The 14,832-nt window shown below is 53.7% G+C and carries 13 protein-coding genes; 10 read left to right on the top strand and 3 right to left on the bottom strand.

All coding sequences use genetic code 11. The annotated features are described in order from the left end of the window. Window positions 1-65: 65 nt before the first annotated feature. From GC56T2_RS13550 to GC56T2_RS13535, 4 genes are all read left to right on the top strand, one after another. Window positions 66-494 (top strand): hypothetical protein, encoded by a 429-nt coding sequence (locus GC56T2_RS13550; RefSeq protein WP_033023467.1) that lies wholly within the window; start codon window positions 66-68, stop codon window positions 492-494. A 57-nt stretch (window positions 495-551) separates the two neighbouring features. Then, window positions 552-2,039 (top strand): aldehyde dehydrogenase family protein, encoded by a 1,488-nt coding sequence (locus GC56T2_RS13545; RefSeq protein ID WP_144975898.1) that lies wholly within the window; start codon window positions 552-554, stop codon window positions 2,037-2,039. Window positions 2,040-2,313: 274 nt separating this feature from the next. After that, a complete protein-coding gene (locus tag GC56T2_RS13540) occupies window positions 2,314-3,222 on the top strand; it encodes a R2-like ligand-binding oxidase (RefSeq protein WP_033844328.1) in 909 nt (302 codons plus the stop codon). 347 nt (window positions 3,223-3,569) lie between these two features. Continuing rightward, window positions 3,570-4,175: a DUF6230 family protein gene (locus GC56T2_RS13535; protein ID WP_033023471.1), complete on the top strand. Its 606-nt coding sequence runs from the start codon at window positions 3,570-3,572 to the stop codon at window positions 4,173-4,175. A gap of 108 nt (window positions 4,176-4,283) precedes the next feature. Here GC56T2_RS13535 and GC56T2_RS13530 read toward each other — a convergent pair whose 3' ends face one another. After that, a complete protein-coding gene (locus GC56T2_RS13530; protein WP_144975895.1) occupies window positions 4,284-4,646 on the bottom strand; it encodes a hypothetical protein in 363 nt (120 codons plus the stop codon). Between the two features lie 116 nt (window positions 4,647-4,762). Here GC56T2_RS13530 and GC56T2_RS13525 point away from each other — a divergent pair, with 116 nt between their 5' ends. Continuing rightward, window positions 4,763-5,908: a DUF6114 domain-containing protein gene (locus GC56T2_RS13525; RefSeq protein ID WP_255516091.1), complete on the top strand. Its 1,146-nt coding sequence runs from the start codon at window positions 4,763-4,765 to the stop codon at window positions 5,906-5,908. 14 nt (window positions 5,909-5,922) lie between these two features. Next, a complete protein-coding gene (locus GC56T2_RS13520; protein ID WP_144975893.1) occupies window positions 5,923-7,071 on the top strand; it encodes a hypothetical protein in 1,149 nt (382 codons plus the stop codon). A 152-nt stretch (window positions 7,072-7,223) separates the two neighbouring features. Here the strand turns inward: GC56T2_RS13520 and GC56T2_RS13515 are convergent, their stop codons facing one another. Further along, the gene (locus tag GC56T2_RS13515) at window positions 7,224-8,726 is read right to left on the bottom strand and encodes a response regulator transcription factor (RefSeq protein ID WP_144975891.1); all 1,503 of its coding nucleotides are present in this window, start codon (window positions 8,724-8,726) and stop codon (window positions 7,224-7,226) included. Window positions 8,727-8,893: 167 nt separating this feature from the next. Here GC56T2_RS13515 and GC56T2_RS13510 point away from each other — a divergent pair, with 167 nt between their 5' ends. Together GC56T2_RS13510 and GC56T2_RS13505 are read left to right on the top strand one after the other, a co-directional pair. After that, complete coding sequence (locus GC56T2_RS13510) at window positions 8,894-10,330, top strand: DDE-type integrase/transposase/recombinase (protein ID WP_144974183.1); 1,437 nt, start codon at window positions 8,894-8,896, stop codon at window positions 10,328-10,330. 561 nt (window positions 10,331-10,891) lie between these two features. Beyond that, the gene (locus tag GC56T2_RS13505; protein ID WP_061912414.1) at window positions 10,892-11,404 is read left to right on the top strand and encodes a MogA/MoaB family molybdenum cofactor biosynthesis protein; all 513 of its coding nucleotides are present in this window, start codon (window positions 10,892-10,894) and stop codon (window positions 11,402-11,404) included. 246 nt (window positions 11,405-11,650) lie between these two features. Here GC56T2_RS13505 and GC56T2_RS13500 read toward each other — a convergent pair whose 3' ends face one another. Beyond that, entirely contained in the window at window positions 11,651-11,986 is a 336-nt protein-coding gene (locus GC56T2_RS13500; protein WP_144975888.1) for a hypothetical protein, read from the bottom strand. 181 nt (window positions 11,987-12,167) lie between these two features. Here GC56T2_RS13500 and GC56T2_RS13495 point away from each other — a divergent pair, with 181 nt between their 5' ends. Together GC56T2_RS13495 and argH are read left to right on the top strand one after the other, a co-directional pair. Continuing rightward, a complete protein-coding gene (locus GC56T2_RS13495; RefSeq protein ID WP_033844322.1) occupies window positions 12,168-13,388 on the top strand; it encodes an argininosuccinate synthase in 1,221 nt (406 codons plus the stop codon). 50 nt (window positions 13,389-13,438) lie between these two features. Continuing rightward, window positions 13,439-14,815, top strand: coding sequence for an argininosuccinate lyase (gene argH, locus GC56T2_RS13490; RefSeq protein ID WP_144975886.1), 1,377 nt, complete (start codon window positions 13,439-13,441; stop codon window positions 14,813-14,815). Window positions 14,816-14,832 lie beyond the last annotated feature (17 nt).

Genomic DNA, 14,832 nt, shown 5'->3' with positions numbered 1-14,832 from the left:
CCAGCTTAGAAGGAATACGGCAATCGTCTTGACGATCATCACCGACTGGGAAAGGGGAAAACGAGATGCCGGTGTTTCAAAGCGAGCAGGAGCTGTATGACGTTCTCGGCCGCTTTTTTGAAAAAGTGGCCGAGACGGACGAGTCGAAGGAATTGATCGCCTCGACAGAGCTAACCCCCGGCTATGACGCGTATGTCCAGTATATTTTTCATAAGCCGGAAGCGAAAATTACGTGGACGCATGAAAACGGGAGGTTGAAAATCGTCTGCGGCGAGACGGACTTGCGGCCGGAGCTCATCTTTGAACAGAGCGCCGATGTCGGACATAAATTTTGGCTCGGGCGGCTCGATTTGCAGCAGGCGCTTGCCCGCCAACAAATCAAAGTGCAAGGACCGCTCGTGAACGCATTGAAAGTGCTGCCGCAGCTTGACGCCATCTATCCGGCGTACCGCGACTATTTGCAGGAAATTGGCCGCAGCGATTTATTGCGATAGCTTGGTTCAAAATCCGATAAATCGAGAACATGGAGCGATGGAAAGGAGGAGACGGCAATGATTTCGGCGCAAACGACGGAAGCCGATTTATGGATTGATGGAGAATGGCGGCCGGCCGCCAGCGGCGAACGGTTTGACGTCATCGACCCGGCGACGGGCGAAGTGATGGCCCGCGTCGCCAACGCTGGCGAGGACGATATCGACGCGGCGGTCGCCGTCGCCGAAGAGGCGTTTTCGGATCGGCGCTGGCTGGCCATTTCCCCGCTCGAGCGCGGGCGCATCTTGCGCCGCATCGCTGAACTGATCCGCCATCATCACGATGAACTGGCACGGCTGATGACAAGGGAAAACGGCATGCCGATCAACATGGCGCGGTTTATCGAAATTCCGCTCGCCGCCGACTGTTTCGACTTTTTCGCTTCGCTTGTCGTCAAGCCGCAAGGAGAGGTGCTGCCGTTTTCCGTCGCCGGCACCGCCCCTGACTATATGGCGTGGACGGTCAAGGAGCCGATCGGGGTGGCGGGACTGATTACGCCATGGAACTTCCCGCTTTTGATGCCGACATGGAAAATCGCTCCGGCGCTGGCGGCGGGCTGTACGATGGTGGTAAAACCGGCCCCGGAGACGCCGCTGACGGCGCTTAAACTGGCCGAACTTTGCCAAGAAGCTGGCGTGCCGGACGGCGTTGTCAACGTCCTGCCGGGGCGGGATGAAGCGGGCAAAGCGCTCGTCCGCCATCCGCGCGTGCCGAAAATCGCGTTTACCGGCGAGACGGCAACGGGGCGCCACATCTTGCAGGCGGCCGCTCCCCACATTAAGCGGGTGACGCTTGAGCTCGGCGGCAAGTCGCCGAACATCATCTTTGCCGATGCCGACCTCGAGCAGGCGGCCAAAAGCGCGCTGTTTGGCGTGTTCTACAACTCCGGGCAAGTATGCCAAGCGGGAAGCCGCATTTTAGTCGAACGGTCGGTGTATAAAACGTTCGTTCAACTGTTGGCCGACCGGGCCAACACATTGCGAATGGGCCCCGGGATGAGCGCCCGCACCGATATTGGCCCGGTCGTCAGCCGCGAGCAGTACGACAAAGTGCTGCGCTACATCGACATCGGCCGGCAGGAGGGAGCGAAACTGGTTGCTGGAGGAAACGCGCGGCCGGAGCTCGGCGGCTACTTTATCGAGCCGACGATTTTTGCCGATGTCAAGCCGTCGATGCGCATCGCCCGTGAAGAAATTTTCGGTCCGGTGGCGGCCGTGATTCCGTTCGCCGATGAGGAAGAAGCGGTTCGCCTTGCCAACGATACGATCTACGGCCTCGCTGCCGCTGTTTGGACGAACGATATCAAGCGGGCGCTCCGCTTGGCGCGCCGGGTGAAAAGCGGAACGGTATGGATCAACACGTATCAAGTGCTGTCGCCGACCGCCCCGTTTGGCGGCTATAAGCAGAGCGGCCTCGGCCGCGAGCTTGGGATGCAGGCGCTTGAACCGTATTTGGAGACGAAAACCGTCATTTGCGACGTAAACGACCGGCCGATGACGTTGTTTTAAGAGAGGGGAAAAGGCTGGTGAAAAACAGCCGTTTCCCTTCCATGGATGGGGGAACGTGTGTAAATGTGACAAAGCGTTTCGATGGGAAAATCAAGGCCGGAAAACGGGAGGGGCGATGCCATCACCAGCGTCGGAAAAGACCGGTGACAACCGGTCGGTTTGTGAGAAGCTGAAAAGAACGCGTGATGGTGCCGCGACATGTTTTCGCTTGAACAGCGCGGTTGGGAGCGCCTTGTTTCCTGACATCAACAGCCTTCAAAGGAGGAGAAACGCGATGACTCGCCATGATGGGTTTCAAACGGTGAAAGGAACGATCGATTGGGAGCATCCGATGTATAAATTGTATGAAAAAGCGAAGCGCAACGGGAAATGGAATCCAGCCGACATCGATTTCAGCCAAGACCAAACCGATTTTGCCAGCTTGACGAGCGAAGAAAAAATATCGGCTTTGCCGCTTGTCGCCGGGTTTTCCGCCGGCGAAGAGGCGGTGACGCTCGACATCTTGCCGATGACAAACGCTCTCGCGCGCCAAGGGCGGCTCGAGGACGTCCTGTTTTTGACGACGTTTATGCACGACGAAGCGAAGCATGTCGAGATGTTTTCCCGCTGGCAGCAAGCCGTCGGCATCGGGCAGATGGACTTGTCCGTCTTTCATAACGACCATTACAAACGCATCTTTTACGAAGCGCTGCCAGAAGCGATGGACCGCCTGTATAGCGACGACTCGCCGGAAGCGATCATCCGCGCCGCTACGGTGTATAACATGATTGTCGAAGGAACACTGGCTGAATCCGGATATTACACGTTCCGGCAAATTTACAAAAAAGCCGGGCTGTTCCCAGGGCTGCTCCAAGGCATCGATTATTTGAACATGGACGAAGGCCGGCACATTCAATTCGGCATTTATACGATCCAACGGCTTGTCAACGAAAACGAACGATATTATGAGTTGTTCATCCGCTATATGGACGAATTATGGCCGCACGTCTCCGGATATGTCGCCTATTTGACCGAGCTTGGCAAACGCCAGCAGCACCTCGCCCGCGCACGGAGTCTGGAAATTGACTATGACATGCTAACCAACTATGTGGTCAAACAGTTCAACATCCGCAAAAAACAAATCAGCCGCACGAAGCGGTATGACAGCGTCGAGGAGCTAGAAAAAACAGCGGCCGAATTTTAAAAGGCTCGTGGAAAAGAGCGGTTTCTCTTTATCAGAAGCGCTTTTTTCGATTCGAGAGCGAACATGCTTAATTCCGAGCAGACGGGCGGGTTTCGCCCGCCCGCGTCTTGGCAGAAGAAAAAATCGCTTTCGACCGCTTCCTTTTGGAGGAAGCCAGAAAGCAACAAGAGAGCAAGGAATGGAACGGGCGTGAGAACGCCACATTCAATAATGGGAACCGACAGCAGGGGGAGAGAAAGGCTTTTGTGATCAAACATAGTTGGTTTTGTTAGGAAACAAGGTATTTATTTTGGGGGGAATAGGGGGAAAATGATCATTTCATGGGAGAAAACGAGGGGGCATGAAAAATGGGGAACTTGTTTGCGGTCAATCCAAAACGATTTGCGATTGCGGGCGGAGCGGGATTTCTCGCGGTCATCGCTCTAGTGGCTATGTTGCTTTTGTCAGGTACGGCGTTTGCCGCGTTTCCGCTATCAGGTGTCGGGGGATTTACGATCAGCGCCGATAAAATTACAGGAACCGGATTTAAACTGTATCCTGCCATCGGTGAAACGGAACAAAGAGGGGCTTGGGGGCAAGCAGCCATTGACTTGGCGTCAGCGAATATCACCAATTTGGTGCTGGCGAAAAACATTAACACCGAGTCAGCTCTCGGCGCTTACGGCATTAAAAGCATCGATGTCGTTGTCACCGGCGGCAATGTAAGCGGACAAAATTTGAAACTGCGCGTCACTGGCATTCAAGCGGATAGCACGTCATTTGCCGGTTTGGAGACGCAAGAGCATAAAACCGACAACCCGCTCAACGTCATCGACTTAAGCGCGCCGAACTTAACGCTTGATAAACCGAGCTTGAATACGCATTACATGTCGGCAGGTTCGATCACCATCCCGAACATGAAGCTGAAAGTGATCGCTAACATGAAAGATGGGAGCCGGATCGGCGACTTTTAATTCGGTCTGATCATCATTGGGACGCGAGTTGTCCATCCCCTATTCCTCCCAAAATAAATGAGAAGTTCGAGTTGTCATCTTGTTTCCTGTGTGATCACGCATTTATGCTTAACGACTGTGCGCCGGTTTTTTTATTCTGGAAAATTTTTTTCTCTTCATCGCTTTTGGCAAATAAAGGGGAGAGGAAGAGGGAGCCAAGCGACGAACAGTGGCGCGTTTATAGATGATCAGCCGGTGTAAAACAGAGCGATCGTTCTTGGTCAAGAAACAAACGGCGGCGCGTGTCGAAGACTGGTGAAAACCGGTTGTTTCGCTGGAGAAATGGGAAGAGTGTGAAAGGCGATGCCTTAGAGCTTTTCTATTGGAGAAACGAGGGGGGAAGCGGCTTGCTCCTGAAAAGGTTGGTGAAAAACCGCTGGTTGCCTTGATCGGCGCCTGAACATAAAGGATAATGCAGCCAGTTTTTTTCACTTGAGAAACGATCCCGAGAAGCGGTGGCGCGAGGTAATCGGCCTCTTCAATTGCCAGCCTTTTAGGCTAATGATTAGCCAAAAAGAACGAAAAAGAGGTAAAGGAGGCAAGATGGGATGATGAGGAAGCTAGTTGAAATCGGGCAAATGACGACCATCGGAGCACTGACGGGCGCGTTTATCGGCGGAATCGTCGTTGGCGGTGGAGGAAACGGAGCGCTGTTGGGGGGACTGCTGCTAGCAGTCGCTCTCTCCTTGCTTATCCCGTTTTTTTCGAACCGCCCAACGGCGATCGTCCGCGTGAAATACGGAGCGGCCGCTTTGTTGCCGGGGATGCTTGTAGGTGGGAGCCAATGGGTGTCGCTTGGAACGGTCGGCGCTGCGGCGGGAGGGATAGCTAGCAGTGTGCTTGCCGCTTTTTTTGCCCAAGACATCATCGAGAAACAAGAAAGGCAAGGACGATACATTCGCACACGGTTTCATTACGTGTGGTTGTTTTTTGGAGGATCCCTAGCCACATTTTGCGCGTTGAACGCCTTTTTTGCCGCCGAGCGGGCGGTACCGTGGCAAACATGGGTGCGCTCCATTCCAATGGTGGTGCAGACGACGGTCATTCTCGCCTTTGTGTTGCTTGGGGTTGTCATTGGCGTTGCTTGGAAAAAGAGAAACGCTGAGACTTGGCGGCAAGCATGGACGTCTGCCCGCCGCCCGGTACGGGGAGTCGTGGTCGGTGGAATCGTGGCTATCATCGTCGCTTCCCTTGTCCATTACGGCTTTTTGTCTGTCCGCACCGCCGCTCGCTTCGTCGGTCCTCTGTTATCCTATGCCTTCGGTTGGATATTGCCGTGTGCTGTCGGGTATTTGCTTGCTGTCAACCGCCATCGCCCTGTTTTAGGATCGGTGTTGGCGATGATAGGGGCAGGGTTTGTCTTGATGGTAGGCATCAGTGTGTTCCCCATGCTTCTGCTTCCTGGAAGTGGGCTGATGTGGGCCGGATTGGTCACGGGCTTAGTAATGGTGGTTTTGGCGATTTTAAGCATCATCAAGCCGCAAAGCCATGTAGCATTCGGCAGTTTTCTCATCCTTGCTTCCATCCTTTCGTTTGTCGGTGCGGCCGGCGGCCTGATCATCGGAGGCGTCATCGGTCTGGTGGGCGGTGCATTGGTGGTGGCATGGAACGGACAGCAAGCGGGGGAGACGGACAGCGACTATCCTCCTCCCGTTTCCCCTCTTTCCAATCGCTCATCAACAATGACAGGATAAAAGGGAGGATGCAAATGAAGGCAAGCAAATGGTGGAAAACCGCGCTTCTCGCTTTGGCACTTTTTCTCTGCCTACCGCTTGGCGGGGCGCGTTCGCTCGCCGTCAGTGAAGAACAGGGATTTGTCATTCATGCCGATAAAGTGGTGGGCCTCTTGGACTTAGGTGGCATTGTTCTTGGGTCGCCGAAAGTGATCGTCGGCAAACTTCCCATTGCTTTCATCCAAACCGACATCAGCGGATTGTCTATGGAACGGGCCATCGACACGCCGCAAGGAACGATTCGATTGTCCATTCAGTCGAAAGGAACGGCGCAAGCCAATTGGATGAAACTGGATGTAACGAAATTAAAGTTTGGCGGTCTTTGCTTCGACGGCTTCCCGATTAAGCAATGTTTGAAAGACGTCACATTGGTGGCGACGAAAATGACGGCTTCGCGCCTCGCCCTTCCTGATATGTCGCTGTCAGCCTCGTTTTCCGGCGCCTCGATGATGCAAGCGGAGCGAAGCGCACTCGAACAAACGGATCTCGCCCAAGAAGCCGAACGGCTCATTTGGCAGCTTGATGAGCAAAAGCAAGGAACCGACAGCGCTGCCTACATGGTAAAGACGCTGCAGACGGATATCCCTACGCTTAGGAAGCGGGTTGAGTCGAGGGCGGACGAATGGACGGCGATGGAAGAAAAACAAACCGCCGTTTCCGCTTCCCTCCAATCGCTTGAACAAGCTATGGCGGGAGAGCAGAGAGCCGGGAGTGAAGAACAAAGACAATATGAAGCGGTGGTGATGCGCTTTCAAGAGTGGAAACAAATGCTCGAACAGCAAAGCGCTGCTCTTAGTGAAGACGTAGGAAAATGGAATGAACAAGATGGGTTATGGGAAAAAGCCGCTTCATACGTCGCAAAGCGACTGCGGCTTGGGGAACAATCGAACGCGATGAACATTCTTTCGGCTTTGCGCTCATCGCTCGACGACATGAAACAGCAGCTCGACAAAGAGAGAAAAGCCCTGGCCGCTTGGAGCCAAACGGTGACCGAGTTCGAGAAGCGACTCAATGCGGTTGAGGAATGGGTGAAACGGAAACCGGCCACCGGGGAGGAGCGCGCAGCTGGGCGTTCCGACGTACCGCTTTCTTCGCCGAAAACAGATGGTGAAGTGACTCCATAGAAGAAGAAGGTGTCCCGGAAGGAGCGGGACACCTTGTTTCATCATATAGGCCATATCCGTTTGAATGTACGATGGGGATTGCCCCTGTCTTGAAGACGGATCGAAACGGGGCCGTAGGGAGTTCGTCCCGCGTCTAAGGTGCCGCCGTTGCCTTAAATGATTCCGTCGCGGATGGCCTTGACGATGGCTTCCGTCCGGTTTTTGGCGTTCATTTTTTGCAAAATCGCCGACACGTAGTCGCGCACCGTATACTCGCTCAAATGAAGCCGTTTCGCCGCTTCATAGGTCGACGCCCCTTCGGCGACCAGTTTCAATACTTCGATTTCTCGCGGCGATAAGTGCGGGGTCGGTTGCACAAGCTCTGGGCGGCCGCCGCTACATTTAGCTAAAATTTCCCCCGCGCTTTGGCCGAATTTCATTACCGCTGTGTAGAGGCCATTGGACAATTGAAAAGCGGTCTTCGGACCACAATCCAAAATGGCAGCACCGATGAGCCGATTTTCCGAGGGGGCATACATCGGGGCAATGACGATTGACTCAAGTTGAAACTGCTGAACGTATTTCATCGGCAATCCTTGTTCCGCATGGCGGACGTAAATCGGTGGTACGTTTGTCATTTGGCGACCGAGCAGCTGTAGTCGTTGAATGTATTGTTTAATGAAAGGAAGATGATCAATGTGTTCATGAATGCTTTTGATTTCATGATTATCAAGCTGATAGCCGTACAGTCCGAATCCGCTTTCATGAATGCTGGAATAGGCGAACAGCGCACATCGTTCAAATGGCAAGTAGGCGACAAACCCGGTTGAAATGTATTCAATGGCTTGATGCAGCGTTTTGGCTCGCATGATCCATTGGTCAAACAACAACACCGCGTCTTTCCAAAGCTGTTGCTCTTTCGTACGGATGGAAACCTTTTGAGCAGCATGAAACTGTTCGAGAGCGTGAAGCAGAAATGGAATGACGAACCGATCTTCCCCTTCGGTACAAACAAGCAAAAGATCGTCTCCCCATGGGAGTGGGATCAATCGCGTTTCGCTGACATCCATGTGGCAAAGAATGCGTTCACATAAGGCGAAAATCGTCTCTCCGCACACCGTGTTGTCGATAAGGGCATCAGCCACGCTTCCATACCATTTGGCGACAATGAAGCCGCCGTCGGCTGTTCTGGCCAGTTGGGCAATCCATGTGATCGGCAGCTGCTTGGATGAAACGGTTTGCTCAAGAAACTGCTCTAAATCGAACTCCGCACAATCAGGAGCGGTAACGGACTCATGAAGTTTCAAAAAAACGTACTGAATGGCTTGATGAACGCGAAAGTCCATAACGTCCCCCGACTGAATGGCTTCGTGAGCCGCGTTTTCCATCATCGATAAAATGACGGTCGACTGGTTGGGCGACAGCTTCCCGTTTCGTTTTTCCCATTCGCGGCGAAACGTCGCTAGCCATTCGGCGATATCACTTATCGGATGGCCCCATTGTGAAGAGAACGCCTCAATGGCAAGTCGCAAGGGGTGGGCGGCGGCGTGCTGCTTGTCCTCCAGTTCCTCGCATTTGTCTAGCCAGGCTGAAAGAATGCTCTCGCGGTGATGTTCGAGCGTATTCCACCCTTCTTTCAAAATGGCATCCAATCGGTTTGAAAGGCGCAAGTTCATTCGGTTCCCCTCCTTAACTGGTTTGGTATTGTCAAAAGTTTATCCTCCACACTCACGGTTTTCCCTTGAGTTTCAACGGTTGGAAGAAAAAAAGCTTGCCACCCCCATTGTTTTCGGCCATCATTGAGGTAACGACACCCAACAGCCAAAACAAAGGAGTGACAAGCTTGTTACCTCAATTATTAGCCTATTTGCTCGAAATCATCAAGACCCAATATCAAATCATTGTGTATTTGATGGGTGTGATATTGGGAAAATCCTTGCATCTCGAGGACTGGGACGAACCCATCCAAAAGCCGTACCGGAAACTTCAGGTCGATGACCTTCCGATCATCGATGTGCCGGAAACCCTTGATTACCGGAAGCTGTTGGCAGACTATGAAGCCCAGCACAGACGTCCTTTACGGCCCATCCAGCGCCGCGCGAAGGCGAAACACCGTGTTCCGGATTCGTTGACCTGCCCTCGCTGCCAGGCTCCCTCTTCTTACCTGTACGCCAATAACGGCGGAAAAGGGCAATACCAATGCAAAGTGTGCCAATGCCGGTTCAACCACCGAAATCGGTTCACCAAGCAAGCGGTCTTTCGTTGTCCGCACTGCAAAAAGACGTTGGAAAAAATCAAGGAACGCAAGGAATACAACGTCTATAAGTGCAAGAACAACGATTGCCCGTTTTACCAGGCCAACCTTCGCCGGATGACGAAGAAAGAGCGCCAACAGTTTCAACAGAATCCTCAAGCCTTCAAGGTGCGGTATTTGTTTCGGGAGTTCTTGTTTGACTTTCTCCCGTTGGCTTCCTCGTCGCTCATCAAGCCGAAGGTCGATTTGTCCCGGCTGGCTGCGTCGCCGCACGTGTTGGGGCTCGTGTTGACGTACTACGTCAACTTTGGGATGTCCTCGAGGGAAACCGCCGCCGCCCTGAAGGACATCCATGGCGTCTCGATCTCTCATCAGACGGTGCTCAACTACGCCAACAGCGTCGCGCTTTGGATCAAGCCCTTTGTCGACCGATTCCCGTATGAGCTGTCCGGTTCGTTCTGTGGGGACGAGACATATATTCGTGTGAAGGGCCGTTGGCATTACCTATTCTTTATGTTCGACGCCGTGAAAAAGATCGTGCTGTCCTATCGCGTCTCGCCCAACCGGGACACGCTCTCGGCCATCAAGGCGATCAATGATGTCCTCAGGAAGCTGCCGTCCCTTCCAGACGACTTGTCGTTCGTCGTGGATGGCAACCCGATTTACCGGTTGGCGCAACACTTCTTTGCCCAGCACGGGATTTCGTTTGACGTCCGCCAGGTGATCGGCCTGACCAACGAAGATCCGGTCTCGGAAGAGTTTCGCCCTCTCAAGCAGATCATCGAGCGATTCAACCGGACCTTTAAAGGCAACTACCGCCCGACCCATGGGTTTGGCGCCGAGGAAGGCTCGGTGTCCTTTGTGACGCTGTTTGTGGCGTATTTCAACTTTCTGCGCCCGCATAGCGCGCTCGAAGGCCGGGTACCGGTCGTCATCCCGGAGCTCGCCGAGCTGCCGCATATGCCAGCCCGGTGGACGAAGCTCATCACCATGGCTCAGGACTTCCTTCAAAACGAGGCAGCCTAACTTTTTTGTCCTCCAGAGCCCGTTGAACAGAACTCCTGCCGGATTCGGCGAAGCGAACCCTTGACCAACCGAACACCGCCAAAGGTAAAATTCGGTAAAAGCAAGGGCGGCTTTCCTATTGCCTTCTTTTTTGTCCCCGTCGCCCTTGACGACTCTTTCCCACCTTTGGCGGGTGTTGGTCAAGGGCGAATCCGGCTCTCTGCATGCCCCACGATGCTCAATGGGATGGTCTGTGTGGAGTTTTCATAGAACTTTTGACGCTACCACTGGTTTCGGATAGGTTTTGCCTTGTTTTTGGTTTGAAAGATGAAATCGCTCTTTCTTGTCTATCCATCGTTTCGGACAAAACAGGGCTTGTTGGTCGAATAGGTCCGTGTCTGGAGAGAAAAACGGGTTCAATCATTTTGGCGATAAGAGAAATGGTTGTGGAGTGCCCTTTTATTAAAACGTTCTTTATTAATAATATTATAACAATTCTGTCTATTATAATACAAATGGTTTGTCAATCGTATCTCCGTTGTGTACGATAGAGGCAAAGAAAGGAAAGGGGATTGCGAACGGATGAGCACGACCGAACATAAACAAGAAGCCCCGAAAACCGTCCGCTGCAAAGTCATCACCGTCAGCGACACGCGAACTGAGGAAACCGACCGGAGCGGCCGGCTGATGATCGAGCTGCTGACTGAGGCCGGTCATGACGTTGTGGGCTATGAAATTGTAAAAGACGAGGAAGCGGCCATTCGCGCGGCGGTGCTCGACGGCTGCCGCCGCCTTGATGTCGACGCGGTGCTCACCAACGGCGGCACCGGCATCGCCAAGCGCGATGTGACGATCGAAACGGTGAGCGCGCTGCTTGAGAAAGAACTCGTCGGCTTTGGCGAGCTGTTCCGCTTCCTCAGCTACACCGAAGACATCGGCGCCGCCGCCATGCTGTCGCGCGCCGTCGCCGGCGTGGCGATGGACACCGCCATCTTTTGCACCCCCGGCTCCACCGGAGCGGTGCGCCTGGCGATGACGAAGCTCATTTTGCCGGAGCTCGGGCATGTTATAAGAGAGATTCGGAAAGACCGGTGAGGAAACACGTGTCCGTTCGGGTGAGAACGGACACGAAGTTTGATCAGGCGTTTTTCTGTTTTTCCCTTTCTTGATTGCGAAGGATGAAGCGTTGGATTTTGCCGCGGAACGGCGTAGAGGGAGTCATCAAGGAAATGTCATCGCAGCGGAATCCGCCACATCTGTTTCCTTCTCTTCCAGTTCCGCTCGCATCGTGAAAAGCAGCTTGTCTGCCATCGCTAAAAGAACATCGAACGGCATTAGCACTCATTCGTGATGGTGTGTCATGGGTTTCTCGGTGAGCGATGAAACGGATGGCACGGTGCGGTACCAAATCCACAAATCGTTGACCATCGAAGCGAGTTCGGCGATGTCGGCGTTGAGCTGGCACGAGCGCGCAAAATCCGTTTCTTCGCCAAGCGCGTCTTGCTTTTCATTGATTTCCCGCTCCAACGCGGCGATGCGGTCGGGGATCAAGCCGCGGATCGCTTCCCACTCGAGCAAAATCGCCTCCTGTTCCTCGGCGCTGTAGTCGTCCCAATGTTTGTCCAACTGCGGCACGCGGATGCCGAGCCGTTTGTCTTCGATGAAGATGCCGCTCATTCTCATGTCCTCCTTTTCCTCTATTATACGAAACGTCTCCATAGAGTGTGGTGGAATTTTTATGCTTTTTCATGAATACGTATTGAAAAATGAGCCGAAAGCTGATAAAGTGATTAATGTATCGGATTTGAATATTTATTTATATTTAAGTATATTTATGTGACAGGAGAGGAGAACGACCATGGCAAATCCGAAATTGGTGCTGGCATACTCTGGCGGTTTAGATACATCGGTGGCGATCAAGTGGCTGCAGGAGCGCGGGTATGATGTGATCGCCTGCTGCCTGGACCTTGGGGAAGGAAAAGATCTTGATTTCGTGAAAGAAAAAGCGCTCAAAGTCGGCGCGATCAAATCGTACGTCATCGACGTCAAAGACGAGTTTGCCAACGACTATGCGCTCATCGCTTTGCAGGCGAATGCGCTGTATGAAGGGAAATATCCGCTCGTCTCGGCGCTGTCGCGTCCGCTCATCGCGAAAAAACTCGTCGAAATCGCCGAGCTGGAAGGCGCCGTGGCGGTCGCCCATGGCTGCACGGGGAAAGGGAACGACCAAGTGCGCTTTGAAGTGTCGATCAAAGCGCTCAATCCGGATTTGGACGTCATCGCCCCCGTGCGCGAATGGAGCTGGTCGCGCGAGGAAGAAATCGAATACGCGAAAAAACACGGCATTCCGATCCCGGTTGATCTGGACAGCCCGTTTTCGATCGACCAAAACTTATGGGGCCGCAGCAACGAATGCGGCATTTTGGAAGATCCGTGGGCTGCGCCGCCGGAAGAGGCGTACGAGCTGACGGCTTCGCTTGAGGACGCGCCGGATGTGCCGGATGTCATCGAGATCGGCTTTGAACAAGGCGTGCCGGTGACGTTAAACGGGAACGCGTACCCGCTTGCGCAATTGATTTTGGAACTGAATGCGCTCGCCGGCAAGCACGGCGTCGGCCGCATCGACCATGTTGAGAATCGCCTTGTCGGCATTAAGTCGCGCGAAGTGTACGAATGTCCGGGGGCGATCACGCTCATTAAAGCGCATAAAGAGCTGGAAGACTTGACGCTTGTGCGGGAAGTTGCCCATTTCAAACCGCTCATCGAGCAAAAAATCGCTGAAGTCATTTACAACGGCCTTTGGTTCTCGCCGCTTAAAGACGCGTTGGTTGCGTTTTTGAAAGAAACACAGAAAAACGTCACCGGCGTCGTGCGCGTGAAGCTGTTTAAAGGCCATGCGATCGTTGAAGGGCGCAAATCGCCGTTCTCGCTCTACGATGAGAAATTGGCGACGTACACGTCGGAAGATGAATTTGACCATCAAGCGGCGGTCGGCTTCATTTCGCTGTACGGCTTGCCGACCAAAGTCAACAGCATCGTGAACAAACAAAACAAAGCGTCGGTGTCGACCGGCCAATAAAAATGGAGAGAAAAGGAAGGAGGAAGTCGCATTCCTCTGCGGCGTGAGGCGTGAAAAAGCTTTGGGGTGGACGGTTTACGAAAACAGCGGAAGAATGGGTCGATGAGTTTGGTGCGTCGATCCCGTTCGACCAAGAGCTCGTCGAGGAAGACATTGAAGGGAGCCTCGCCCATGTGACGATGCTCGGCGAGTGCGGCATTTTGCCGGCGGATGACGTCGAAAAAATTAAAGGCGGGCTTTTGCGCCTGCTCGAAAAAGCGAAGCGGGGAGAGCTCGAGTTTTCCGTCGCGTATGAAGACATTCATTTAAACATTGAAAAAATGTTGATTGACGACATCGGTCCAGTGGGCGGCAAGCTGCACACCGGACGGAGCCGGAACGACCAAGTGGCGACCGATATGCATCTATATTTGCGCAAGCGCGTCGAAGAGATTCTCGGCCTCATCCGCGGACTGCAGCGGGCGCTTGTGTCTCAAGCCGAGAAGCATGTCGAAACGATCATGCCGGGGTATACGCATTTGCAGCGGGCGCAGCCGATTTCGTTCGCCCATCATCTGCTGGCGTATGTTTGGATGTTGGAGCGCGATTATGAGCGATTTTCTGAGTCGCAAAAGCGCATCAACAAGTCGCCGCTTGGCGCCGGGGCGCTCGCCGGCACGACGTTTCCGATCGACCGGCAGCGGACGGCGGAGCTTTTGGGCTTTGCCGATAGTTACGAAAACAGCTTGGACGCCGTGAGCGACCGCGATTTCATCATCGAATTTTTAAGCAACAGTTCGATGCTCATGATGCACTTGTCGCGGCTCGCTGAGGAGCTTATTCTTTGGTCAAGCCAGGAGTTCCAGTTCATTGAGCTCGATGACGCGTTTGCGACCGGCAGCAGCATCATGCCGCAAAAGAAAAACCCGGACATGGCCGAGCTCATCCGCGGCAAAACGGGCCGCGTGTACGGCCACTTAATGGCCTTGTTGACGGTGATGAAAGGGCTGCCGCTCGCTTACAACAAAGATATGCAAGAGGATAAAGAAGGCATGTTTGATACGGTGAAGACGGTCATCGGGTCGCTGAAAATTTTCACCGGCATGATTGAAACGATGAACGTGCGCGCGGATGTGATGGAGCGGGCGACGAAACAAGACTTTTCGAACGCGACCGAGCTCGCCGATTACTTGGCCGCCAAAGGCGTGCCGTTCCGTGAAGCGCATGAAATTGTCGGCAAGCTCGTCTTGCGCTGCATCGAACAAGGCGTCTTTTTGACCGATTTGCCGCTTGACGTGTATCAAGAAGCGTCGCCGCTGTTTGAGGAAGACATTTATGACGCCTTGAACCCGCGCACGGCCGTCAATCGCCGCAACAGCGCCGGCGGCACCGGGTTCGCGGAAGTGCTTGCCGCGCTTGAAAAAGCGAAAGAACGATTGGGAGGCTGACCGAAAAGGTGCTCTCC

It is taken from the genome of Geobacillus sp. C56-T2 (genome assembly GCF_007829715.1).
Taxonomy (GTDB): Bacteria; Bacillota; Bacilli; order Bacillales; family Anoxybacillaceae; genus Geobacillus; species Geobacillus icigianus.
The sequence above is the reverse complement of the archived record's forward strand: the minus strand, read 5'-3'. Positions and strand labels throughout refer to the sequence as shown.